Source organism: Rhodococcus sp. 852002-51564_SCH6189132-a, from assembly GCF_001665495.1.
Classification (GTDB): Bacteria; Actinomycetota; Actinomycetes; order Mycobacteriales; family Mycobacteriaceae; genus Rhodococcus; species Rhodococcus pyridinivorans.
The window spans coordinates 22873-33275 of record NZ_LZMJ01000028.1 but is presented as its reverse complement, the minus strand read 5'-3'; the positions used below and the strand labels follow the sequence as shown (position 1 = coordinate 33275).

Sequence of the window (10403 nt, the reverse complement as noted above, 5' to 3'; positions counted from 1 at the left end):
GGAAGCTAAGCCTGTCTGCGCCGATGGTACTGCACTCGACAGGGTGTGGGAGAGTAGGACACCGCCGAACACCCGTTCCGAAAGGGGACCCACACTGTGGGTCCCCTTTCGTGTTTTCTTATGCAGAAAATGTGCCGGCCCAACGGTTTTCGAGAACCGGCACGAGCTGCTTCCCGGTCCGCAGACGAACCGGGAAGCAGCCGGAGAATCAGGGGCGCGGTGCCTTCGGACGCGCGACCGGCCGCGGCAGTGCACGCGTCAGACGCGGAGCCCAACCGTGCGACGGCCAACGCTTGAGACCCAGCCGGTCCGGCGTGACGCGAGTGTTCACGAACTTGCCCTCGAGCTCTTCGTCGGCCTCCCCAACGAACCGGTAGAGGATCGTGCCGCCGTTCTCCTCCGTGCGAGCGGCTGCCTCCCACCCGGTAGCGCGGTAGACCGCGCGGACGATGTTGTCGGCGACGACGATGATCGGCAGTCCGTCGATTCCACGCGCCGCCGATCCTGCCGGCCACGGCTTGGACGCGAGTTCGCGCACCGCAGCCGGCGACGCCTTCTTCGCTTCGTTGACCCGCAGCACCACACATGGCGTCGGCAGCTCGGGAGCAGGCGAGGCCGAGTACTGACGGACGAGCTCCGCGATCGGGATCGCCGTGCGATCGGCTTCGGACTCCTCGGTTGCGCCCGCCAGGTTGGTGAGTACGCATTCGCCGCGGTGCGGTTCGGTCAGTCCGAGCGCCGCGATGACCGCTTCGGCCGTCACTGCGGCGGTGTGGTCGGCGTCGGTCTTCGGGTTCAGCGCGTCGGCCACGACGAAATGCTCCACCGCGTAGCCGGACTCGTAGACGGTTCGGATGCGCCGCAGAGCCGCCTCGGTCTCGGGGGTGGCCAGCGGTGTCTTCTCGCCGGCCTCGGTCAGCTTCGAGGTCTCTCCGAGCGCCGTCCAGACGAGGGTGAAGATGCGATTTCCGCGTCCGGCGCCGACGTAGAAGATGCTCCGGTCGCGAGGGTCGAGCAGGGCGTAGACGTAGGCGCCGAGCTGGTCGCAGATGTTCTTCGGAAGCAGTTTCGGGCTGGGGGCGCGGTCTTCGACATGGTTCACGAGAGCCCGCAGGACGGTCAGGCGCAGTGCCACGGGGACCTTGCCGGCGGAGCCGCCGAACAGTTCGCGGTTGGCTGCGTCCACGGAACCGAAGGTGCGTCCGATGTGACGGCTGAGGGCGCCGAGCGCGTGGGTGAACTCCGCAAGTCTCTGGCGTGGATCGTCCGCTGTATCCGGCAACTCGTTGCTGGTCAGGAACATCTGGATCTCGGGAGATTCCAACAGAGTTTGGGCAATGTTCGGAGGAACTGTCCACACTGTGCGCATAGAGCGACTCTAGGCCACACACAAGATTGGGGAGTCGCTCCGCGCAGGCGCCGCGCCGCCGAATCCGGAGGAAGAACCCGAGGAGAACCCGAGCCGGATAAGCTCGCGTGCCATGACAGCGGTGCGGACCCGTTCCCGTTCTCGGTTGTTGCGGGACACCGCGTCGTCCGCGCAGGTCGAAGCACTTCTCATCATCGCCGTCGCGACCATCCTCGTCACTCGTCTGTACCTGCATCTGACGGGCTATCCGCAGGTCGGCGGGTCGGTCCTGCACATCGCTCACGTGCTGTGGGGCGGTCTGCTCATGGTCGCCGCGCTGATGGTCTCGTTGACCTTCATCGGCAGGGCGCCCGACCGCATCGCGGTGCTGCTCGGCGGTATCGGGTTCGGTCTCTTCCTCGACGAGGTCGGCAAGTTCGTCACGAAGACCAACGACTACTTCTACCGACCCTCGGTGGCGATCATGTACGTGGTGGTCGTGTTGCTGCTCGTCGTCAATCGAGCGGTGCACCTCCGTCGCGGGCCGTCGCCCGACGAGTATCTCGCCAACGCCGCGCTCACGGCGACGGACGGGCTCGCCCACGGCCTGACCCCGACCGATCGCGACCAGGCGCGAGTGCAGCTCGAACGCGCACGTGAGGGTGGAGTCGATCCCGAAGTCGTCGAACAGACCGATCTCCTGCTCGCCCGGTGCCGGGAGGTACCATCGCGCTTCTCGTGGGTGTCGCTCCGGCTGCCGGAGCGACTGCGAGGTGAGCGCAGCGTCCGCGTCGCGGCAGCCCTGCTCACCGTTTTCTCCGTCGGCATTCTCCTCAATGCCGCCGCGACCTTGGAGGAGGATCTCGCCGCGCGGACGAGCAACGTGGTGACCGTGATCCAGCTCGTCGGCTCCGGCGTCACCGTCCTGCTGTGCGTGGTGGGATCGGTGGGTTTGTGGCGCAGGCGGAGGTGGGCGATCCGTGCGCTCCGGACGGCCGCGTTGATCACCGTCTTCTTCGTCGACGTGCTGGAGTTCGCCGTCCAGGAGTTCGGGGCGCTGCTCAACGTCGCCGTGGGCGCCGCGGCGCTGTCGGTGTTCTCACACCACCTGCGTCAGATGTCCCGGCACGAGGCGTTGCCGGACACGGCGTGAGCAGGTGGGCCCGCCGCAACCGTGTTGTGGACGAATCACGGCACCGCTGCCCACCGTGTGCGCTTCGTCGCATACCGTATAGACCGTGAGCACCCCAGCCTCTGACGCCACCGGTTCCGCGTCGACGTGGCCCGCGCTACTCACGTGGCGTGCGGCCGATGCGTCTCGGATGGAGTCGGTACGAGTACAGCTCTCCGGCCGCCGCATCAAGGCGTCCGGTCGCATCGTGGGTGCGGAGTGCACCGACCATCCGGCCTTCAGCGCGTCGTACGACCTGGTGACGGATGAGAACGGTGTCACCCGCCGATTGTCGGTGCGCACCACCCTCGCTTCGGGCGAACGGCACATGTCCCTCACCCGGTCCGAAGAGGGCATCTGGATGTCCGACAACGGCATCGACCATCAGCGGTCCACTTTCGGCGGGGCGTTGGACGTCGATGTGGTGTTCAGCCCGTTCTTCAACGCCCTGCCCATCCGCCGGCACGACCTGCAGGCCGGAGCCGACGACGTGGAGGTGCCCGTCGTCTACGTCAACCTCATCGATCTCAGCATCGAGGAGGCGACGGTCGTCTACAGCAGTGCGTCCGACGGCATCCATGTGCTGTCGCCGCGCTCGTCGTCGTCGGTGACTGTCGACGAGGACGGCTTCGTCCTCGAGTACCGAGGACTCGCCTCCCGCATCTAGGGCTGTCCCGACGCCTCCACCGCCATCGCCACGGCGAACGCGGCCGATTCGGCGGGGTGGCTGCCGTGCCCGTGCGTGCCGCCGGTGAGGCCGACGATCTGGAGTCCGACCGGCGACGACCCGCCGTCAGGAGCCGGCACCGACAGGGCCGGGACACCGAGGACGCTGAACGGGACACACATCTGCAGCAGCGGTGCGCGCAGCTCGACGGGATCGCTCGTCAGCGGCGCCGAACGCACGCCGGTAGTGACGGTGATCAGCGCGTCGAGCTTGTCCACGGTGCGGAGGCGGTGCACGACGTCGTGACGTAGTCGCGCCACCGCCCGGGCCGCGTGGATGTATTCGTAGGCCGGCCGGTCGCGTTGCGCGGCGAGCAGAGCGGCCGTCGGAGGCTGGTAGCGGTCGGGATCGGCTTCGAACCACGCGCGATGCGTCTCGTATGCTTCCGAGCCGGTGACCACGGGATACAGCTCGAGCATCTCGTCGGTCTCGGGCAGTTCCACGTCGACGACGCGGGCGCCCAGATCCGTGAGGGTGCGGCACGCCGTCTCGACGGCCTCGTCGAAGACGGGTGACAGATCCCAGATGCCGCCCCGCAGGCGTCCGATGCGCAGTTCGGAGACCGGGGTGCGCAGGTGCGCGATGCCCGGAAGGGCGCCCCACGCGAGTGAGGCGTCCAGAGCGTCGGCGGCGAGCAGACCGACGTGGTCGAAGGTCGTCGACAGCGGGAACACGCCCTGCTCGGGCAGGGCACCGAAGCCCGGCTTGAATCCGACGATCCCGCACAGCGCCGCCGGGGTACGGACGCTGCAGCCGGTGTCGGTTCCCAGCGCGACGGGCACGACGCCCCTCGCGACCAGCACTGCGGAGCCCGACGACGAACCACCGCTGATCAGGTCCGGGTTGTGGGGGTGGGGGGCCGCGCCGGACACATTGATCAACCCGGTGGGCCCGTAGGCGAACTCGTGGAGATGGGTCTTCGCCACCACGATGGCTCCGGCTTCGCGGAGCTTCTCGATGACGCGAGCATCGCGCCGGGCCGGAGGCGCATCGGCGAGGACCGCGCTGCCGCAGCGGGTAGGGAACCCGGCGACGTCGATGTTGTCCTTCACCGCGACCGCGACGCCGTGCAACGGGCCGATCCAGCTCCCGGCGGCGATCTGCTCGTCGGCGAGGGCTGCGGCTTCGAGCGCCGCCTCGTCGTTGCGGGCGGCGACGGTGTTCCCCCAGGGGGTCCCGACGAGGGCGTCGAGTTCGGCGAGAACCGAGCGGACGTGTTCGGTGGGGGTCGTCTTGCCGGTGGTCAGCGCCGAGGCGATGTCGCGGAGGTTCATCGTGTCCACACTCCACCGCGTCGTCCGGCCTCGCGGAACGCTGCGATCCAGCCCTCGTCGCCGGGCTGCGTGCCGAGGATGGGGTCGCGACGGCGCTGTTCGTAGCGGGTCCGAGCCGCGTGACCGGCGCGGGTGAGTTCGGAGGTGCTGCGGTCGGCCAGTTGCTCCCGGGCCGTTCTCAGCACCTCGAGTGTCTCGTCCAGCGCGACCAGCAGGGCTTCCGCGTTGCCTTCGCACATCGCGTCGACCAGGGCCGGGGCCGTCGCGGCGACCCGTGTGCCGTCCCGGAAGGAGCCGGCGGCGAGACCGAGTGCGAGATCGCCGCCTCCGGCGCCCGAGAGGGCCAGCGCTTCGGCGAGGAGATGGGGGAGATGGGAGACTCGCGCGACCGCCGCGTCGTGCTCCCGGGATTCGGCGGGCACGACGACGGAGCCGCAGTCGAGCGCGAGGTCGGCGACCTGCCGCCACACCTCGGGATCGGTGCCGTCGTCGACGGTCACCACCCACACCGCGTCGCGGAACAGGTCGGCGGTCCCAGCGGTCCAGCCGGACTCCGCCGTACCTGCCATGGGGTGTCCACCCACGAAACGCCGCGACAGGCCGTGAGCGGCGACGGCAGCGGCCACTTCCGCCTTGATGCTCACCACGTCGGTGAGCGCGACCTCGGGGGCGTGCTCGGCCACCGCCTCGAGGATGCTGCCCACTGCCGGCATCGGCACCGCGATCACCACCAGGGCGCTGGTGTCGGCTGCGCGACGCAGCGTGGCCGTGAGGTCGGTGGACGCGTCGAAGCCGTCGGCGACGGCGGCCTCCACGGCCTGCGACGACCTGTTGTAACCCCACGCCTGCCTTCCGGTGGCCGCGGCGGCGCGCAGCAGAGAACCACCGATCAGACCGAGGCCGAGGACACAGACGGGCGGGGAAGAGACGGCTGAGGACACCTCATCAGGTTGGCATATCCCGTGCTGGGCTTCATTCACCGGACGTGGCCGACTACCGTTGCGCCCATGGCTGCACAGCGTGTAGGGAACAAGAGCCCTTCCGTGACCCAGAGCGGGAACCCCGCCGGGAATTCGAGCGACGACCTCGACGGCTTCGCCGTCGCCGTGACGCGGGAGGAAGGTCGTTGGAAGTGCCGGGTGTTGTCCGGTGCCGCACTGACGAGTCTCGATACCGCAGTGACCGAGTTGCGGGAGCTGAGAAGTTCCGGCGCAGTCTTCGGTCTGCTGAATGTGGACGACGAATTCTTCATCATCGTGCGTCCCGCACCTGCGGGAACGAGGTTGCTGCTGTCCGACGCGACGATGGCCGTCGACTACGACATCGCCGCCGACGTCCTCGATGCGCTGAACATCGAGATCCCCGATATCGATCCCGACGAGCTCGACGACATCGAGCCGTGGGAGGAAGGCGACCTCGGCATCCTGGCCGACATGGGTCTGCCCGAGCCGGTGCTCTCGGTGATCCTGTCGGAGACCGACCTGTATCCCGACGAGCAACTCGACGAGATCGCCCAGCGACTCGGTTTCGACGACGTCCTGGGTAACACCCTGGACAAGCTCCGTTAGATGGGGCTGCGCGACGACGAGGCATTGATCCGGGTCGCGCTGGAGGCCGCCGCTGCCGCGCCCGCCGGTGACGTACCGGTGGGCGCGGTGGTGTTCGGGCCGGACGGCACCGAGATCGCGCGAGCGGCGAACTCCCGCGAGGCCACCGGCGACCCCACAGCGCACGCCGAGGTGCTCGCTCTGCGCGCGGCAGCGCAGGTCTACGGCGACGGATGGCGTCTCGAGGGCGCAACCCTCGCCGTGACCCTCGAACCCTGCACGATGTGCGCGGGAGCGTCGGTGCTCTCCCGGGTATCGCGGGTGGTCTTCGGGGCGTGGGAGCCGAAGACGGGCGCCGTCGGGTCGCTGTGGGACGTGGTGCGCGATCGGCGCCTCACGCACCGTCCGGAAGTGCGCGGTGGTGTGCTCGAAGCCGAGTGCGCGGCCGTGCTCGAGGCGTTCTTCCGGGAACATCGAGGGCCGGCTTCGGAGCTGTGACCAGGCGATTTCAGGATGAGGCCTGCAATCCGCTAGAGTCGTCAGCGGTGGCGTGACCGAGCGGCCGAAGGAGCGCGCCTCGAAAGCGCGTGACGGGTAACCCCCGTCCGTGGGTTCAAATCCCACCGCCACCGCCAGAGAGCCCCTTACCTGTTAGTGCAGGTGAGGGGCTTTTCTCATGTCTGCAGGTCGCCAAGGCCGGGGTCCGAAGCATCCGCTACGGCTTTTGCTATCCGCCGCAGCAATTGCTGTGGCGGATAGCGAACTTGATTGCGAGTGGACTGCGGAGTCGACGAAGCGCCCGAGGGAGTGTGGGTCGGGCTACCTGCATCCGCCCAGGTCTTCCGATAGGTTCGCGTCTGCATCCTCGCAATCGGAAGGGGAACTGTGAATCGCGTCTGCTCGACGATCGTCGGACCCGCCGAATCCGACGTCCCGCCGGCCGTTCTCGTGCACGGGGTGCTGGCCTGGGGAGACGACGAGACCTACGGATTCGGTCGGCAGCGGCCCTTGGGGGCGTCACGTCGGCTGATCCTGATGGACCGCCGCGGGCACGGCGACTCGCCGGATCTCGACGGGGCCCATCGCACCGACTACGAGGTGGACGCCGCCGACATCGTCGGACTGCTCGGTGACGGTGCCCATCTCGTCGGACATTCGTACGGTGCGGTCGCAGCGATGCTCGCAGCGGCGGAACGGCCGGACCTGGTGCGTTCGCTGTGCCTGATCCAGCCCGGATGCCTGAAGGTTGCGGAGAGCGAACCGGTCGTCGCCGAGAACCTCGCCCGCGCCCGCGCGTCCCAGGCAGCGCTCCCGCCCGAGCTCACTGCGGAGGACTATCTGCGTCTCACCACGGAGAGCGTCGGCATGCCGCCGGCGGAACCCACCCCGAAGCGGCTACGCGCAGCGGCGACGTCGATGCGGGAGAGGCCGTGCTGGGACGCCGACATCCCCCTCGAGCCGCTCGCGGCGGCGCCGTGGCCGAAGCTCGTCGTCATCGGTGACTGGGCGGGCGCACCCGACGAGTACAAGCGACTGGCGGGAGATCCGCTGACGATCACGGCGCGGGTCGTCGCCGACCGGATCGGGGGAGAACTGCTCGAAGTTCCCGGTTTCTACCCGCACGTCCAGCAGCCGGAACGAGTCAACGAGGCGCTCGAGGAACTGTGGAGTCGGGCCGACGCCCGGTGACGAGAGGTCGGCCGACGGCGTCGGCGACCACCACGGCGAACATCCACAGCCCCGCCGCGACACCGGCGACGGCTGCCACCGCAGGCGATGCTAGACCGCCTGCCAGACCGACGATTCCGATCACCAGCATTCCCCAGCCCATGACCCGGAACATCGCGCGGCCGAAGGCCCGTGCGAAGGGAACGAAGTGCGCACCGACGACGCAGACCACCCACGCGACCGTCAGTTCCGAACGATCGAACAACGCGAGAAGCCTTGCGCCACCGACGATCAGCACGATCATGGCCGCGACCGACACGAGGTAGATCGTCGATGCCTGCTTCGAGGGCGGCTCCAACTGCTCGAAACTCCGCGGTCGTATGAGCACGGCACAGACGAAAACAGCGATGGCGCAGAACCATCCGACGACGACGATCCAGGTCCACGGTGATCCCAGAGCGGCACCGTTCACGAGCATGAAGGCCGACGCGCCACCCGCGCCGATCAGCGCTCCCCACACCTCGGGACGATGGGTCGCTCGGTAACCCCTCGCCGTTCCCGGCCCGAATCGCTCCGCAGACGGTGTCGTGCGCATCCAGTTCCCCCATTCCGAGTCGACCACCGATCCGCCGGTGGACGCTAGCGGATGGGCGGCCGGTCGTCGTCAGAGTTCGCGCCAACTCCCGTCGTTCATGTCGTGTCCGTGCGCGGCCATCAACATGAGGCCGCCGTCGACGGGGATCGAGCGCCCCGTCAGGTACGACGAGCGTGGGGACGCGAGGAAGGCGACGACGGAGGCGACCTCGTTGACGTGCCCGGGACGTCCGGTGGGGTTGCCCGGTCGCTCCTCGTGGAAGGCCTCGGATCCGTTCATGCCGGTCATGGGCGTGGAGATCTCACCGGGAGCCACCGAGTTGACCGTGATGCCGTAGCGGGCCCATTCGAGGGCGAGGCACTGCGTGAGCATGCCGAGGCCGGCCTTCGCCGTGCAGTAGGCGGAGGCGCCGTAGCGGGGGATGTGCTCGTGGACGCTCGTGATGTTGACGATGCGGCCGCCGCCCCCGGAGTCGATCATGTGTCGCGCGGCTCGTTGGGAGCACAGGAACGGGCCGTCGAGGTCGGTGGAGAGCATCTCCCGCCACCGTTCGAAGGACAGGTCGAGCACCTCGTCGCGGTGTCCGGTGCCGGCGTTGTTCACCAGCACCCCGAGACCGCCGAGCTTTCCGGTGAGTTCGTCGATCACATCGGCGGTGTCCGGGCTGGTCAGGTCCTGTCGGGCCACGAAGCACCGCTGTCCGCGCTGTTCGACCCCGGCGCGGGTGTCCTCGGCCCCGGCCTCGTCGGTGTGGAAGGTGATGCCGACGTCGAACCCCTCGGTGGCGAGCAGTTCGGCGGTCGCCTTGCCCATGCCGGAGTCGGCGCCGGTGACGATGGCGAGTCTGTCGTGAGCTGGAGTGGTCATGCGTCGTGGTTACCCATGAGCGCCCGCGGCACACTGCGAACCCACGGCAGACCGTGACCCCACGGCAGACTGGGGCCATGCGACTGCTGCTGCTCGCCGACACCCACGTACCGACGCGCGCCCGCGACCTGCCGTCGCAGGTGTGGGACGAGGTGGCCCGCGCGGACGTGGTGATCCACGCGGGCGACTGGATGGACGTGACACTGCTCGACGCGCTGGAAGAGCGGTCCCGGCAGCTGGTCGCGTGTTGGGGCAACAACGACGGTCCGCTCCTGCGGGAACGGCTGCCGGAGGTCGCGCGGGTGACCCTCGACGGTGTGCGCGTCGCGGTGGTGCACGAGACCGGGGCGTCGACCGGGCGCGACAATCGGATGGCCGCGGCCTATCCCGACACCGACGTCCTCGTCTTCGGCCACTCGCACATCCCCTGGGACACGACCGCGCCGAGCGGATTGCGCCTGCTCAACCCGGGTTCACCCACCGACCGGCGTCGGCAGCCGTACTGCACCTACATGACCGCGACCATCGACGACGGCGTGCTCCGCGACGTCGAACTGCATCGGCTCGGGTGAGGGCGATCGAAGGGGAGGTTGTGTGCGTATTTTCGCGAACGGACGCACGCAACCTCCCCGAACTCAGTCGCTCGAGCCGATCAGTTTCCGCACGACTTTCAGGAGTTCGTCGACGTCCTCGGGCGGCGTCGTGCTTGTCTCGCCCGACATGGCGGCGCCGTAGTAGAGCCCGTCGCCGATGAGCATCACCGCTCGTGCCGCAGCGGGATCGGTGACCTCGTCGGACAGTGCCTCGAACCAGCCCTGATGGATGCGGCGCAGCGCCTGCTGGGCGCGCGGGTTCGCGGTCTGGCTCAGGCGGGTCAGGGCGACGATGGCCCGGTCGAGCGGGGTGTCGGCGAAGACCGAGGTGCGGATGTAGTAGGTCGCCGGTCCTTCGGGAGCCGCGCGCATCAGTTCGGCGTCGTCGGCTGCGAGTGTCTCGAGGTGTTCGGCGAGAGCCTCGACGAGGGCGTCCTTGGACGGGAAGTGATAGAGCAGACCACCTTTGGACACGTTCGCCGCCGCGGCGACGGACTCGAGTGTCGCGGCGCGCTCGCCCTGCTCGAGCAGGATCGTCACGAAGGCGTCGAGAAGTTTGGCGCGGGCGGCAGGGGCAGGTGGCACGGCCCGATCGTACGACGTGGTTACTGTA

At 68.7% G+C, this 10403-nt stretch carries 12 protein-coding genes and 1 tRNA gene; 7 read left to right on the top strand and 6 right to left on the bottom strand.

Going from position 1 to position 10403, the window contains the following annotated elements:
- Window positions 1-208: 208 nt before the first annotated feature.
- Window positions 209-1324, bottom strand: coding sequence for a GIY-YIG nuclease family protein (locus A5767_RS05605; RefSeq protein ID WP_231413647.1), 1116 nt, complete (start codon window positions 1322-1324; stop codon window positions 209-211).
- Between the two features lie 157 nt (window positions 1325-1481).
- On the opposite strand from A5767_RS05605, the gene A5767_RS05600 reads away from it, so the two are divergent.
- Window positions 1482-2501 carry a hypothetical protein gene (locus tag A5767_RS05600; protein ID WP_006552543.1) on the top strand — a complete coding sequence of 340 codons (1020 nt, stop codon included), beginning with the start codon at window positions 1482-1484 and terminating at the stop codon, window positions 2499-2501.
- Window positions 2502-2586: 85 nt separating this feature from the next.
- On the top strand, window positions 2587-3186 hold the full coding sequence (locus tag A5767_RS05595; RefSeq protein ID WP_072740572.1) for a putative glycolipid-binding domain-containing protein: 600 nt from the start codon (window positions 2587-2589) through the stop codon (window positions 3184-3186).
- On the opposite strand, the gene A5767_RS05590 is transcribed toward A5767_RS05595, so the two are convergent.
- Together A5767_RS05590 and A5767_RS05585 are read right to left on the bottom strand one after the other, a co-directional pair.
- On the bottom strand, window positions 3183-4529 hold the full coding sequence (locus A5767_RS05590; protein WP_039586730.1) for an amidase: 1347 nt from the start codon (window positions 4527-4529) through the stop codon (window positions 3183-3185). The genes A5767_RS05595 and A5767_RS05590 overlap by 4 nt on opposite strands.
- Window positions 4517-5479: a prephenate dehydrogenase gene (locus A5767_RS05585; protein ID WP_064851865.1), complete on the bottom strand. Its 963-nt coding sequence runs from the start codon at window positions 5477-5479 to the stop codon at window positions 4517-4519. The genes A5767_RS05590 and A5767_RS05585 overlap by 13 nt, the downstream gene beginning before the upstream one ends.
- A gap of 48 nt (window positions 5480-5527) precedes the next feature.
- Here A5767_RS05585 and A5767_RS05580 point away from each other — a divergent pair, with 48 nt between their 5' ends.
- The 4 genes from A5767_RS05580 (at window position 5528) to A5767_RS05565 (ending at window position 7756) form a co-directional block, all read left to right on the top strand.
- Window positions 5528-6088: a tRNA adenosine deaminase-associated protein gene (locus A5767_RS05580; RefSeq protein ID WP_024102735.1), complete on the top strand. Its 561-nt coding sequence runs from the start codon at window positions 5528-5530 to the stop codon at window positions 6086-6088.
- Entirely contained in the window at window positions 6089-6565 is a 477-nt protein-coding gene (locus A5767_RS05575; RefSeq protein ID WP_019290311.1) for a nucleoside deaminase, read from the top strand.
- 46 nt (window positions 6566-6611) lie between these two features.
- Window positions 6612-6702: transfer RNA gene (locus tag A5767_RS05570), tRNA-Ser, on the top strand.
- 250 nt (window positions 6703-6952) lie between these two features.
- Window positions 6953-7756, top strand: a complete 804-nt coding sequence (locus A5767_RS05565; protein ID WP_064851861.1) for an alpha/beta fold hydrolase — start codon at window positions 6953-6955, stop codon at window positions 7754-7756.
- Here the strand turns inward: A5767_RS05565 and A5767_RS05560 are convergent.
- Together A5767_RS05560 and A5767_RS05555 are read right to left on the bottom strand one after the other, a co-directional pair.
- The gene (locus tag A5767_RS05560) at window positions 7710-8255 is read right to left on the bottom strand and encodes a hypothetical protein (protein WP_064851860.1); all 546 of its coding nucleotides are present in this window, start codon (window positions 8253-8255) and stop codon (window positions 7710-7712) included. The two genes, A5767_RS05565 and A5767_RS05560, sit on opposite strands and share 47 nt — an antisense overlap.
- 144 nt (window positions 8256-8399) lie before the next feature.
- Window positions 8400-9197 carry an SDR family oxidoreductase gene (locus A5767_RS05555; RefSeq protein WP_064851859.1) on the bottom strand — a complete coding sequence of 266 codons (798 nt, stop codon included), beginning with the start codon at window positions 9195-9197 and terminating at the stop codon, window positions 8400-8402.
- Between the two features lie 77 nt (window positions 9198-9274).
- Here A5767_RS05555 and A5767_RS05550 point away from each other — a divergent pair, with 77 nt between their 5' ends.
- Window positions 9275-9769 (top strand): metallophosphoesterase family protein, encoded by a 495-nt coding sequence (locus tag A5767_RS05550; RefSeq protein WP_006552534.1) that lies wholly within the window; start codon window positions 9275-9277, stop codon window positions 9767-9769.
- 63 nt (window positions 9770-9832) lie between these two features.
- Here A5767_RS05550 and A5767_RS05545 read toward each other — a convergent pair whose 3' ends face one another.
- Window positions 9833-10375, bottom strand: a complete 543-nt coding sequence (locus A5767_RS05545; protein ID WP_064851858.1) for a TetR/AcrR family transcriptional regulator — start codon at window positions 10373-10375, stop codon at window positions 9833-9835.
- Window positions 10376-10403: the final 28 nt, after the last annotated feature.

Excerpts from the sequence above, each read along its gene's own strand:
- A5767_RS05600 (WP_006552543.1), top strand. The coding sequence starts at position 1,482 with ATGACAGCGGTGCGGACCCGTTCCCGTTCTCGGTTGTTGCGGGACACC.
- A5767_RS05580 (WP_024102735.1), top strand. The coding sequence starts at position 5,528 with ATGGCTGCACAGCGTGTAGGGAACAAGAGCCCTTCCGTGACCCAGAGC.
- A5767_RS05575 (WP_019290311.1), top strand. The coding sequence starts at position 6,089 with ATGGGGCTGCGCGACGACGAGGCATTGATCCGGGTCGCGCTGGAGGCC.
- A5767_RS05555 (WP_064851859.1), bottom strand. The coding sequence starts at position 9,197 with ATGACCACTCCAGCTCACGACAGACTCGCCATCGTCACCGGCGCCGAC.
- A5767_RS05550 (WP_006552534.1), top strand. The coding sequence starts at position 9,275 with ATGCGACTGCTGCTGCTCGCCGACACCCACGTACCGACGCGCGCCCGC.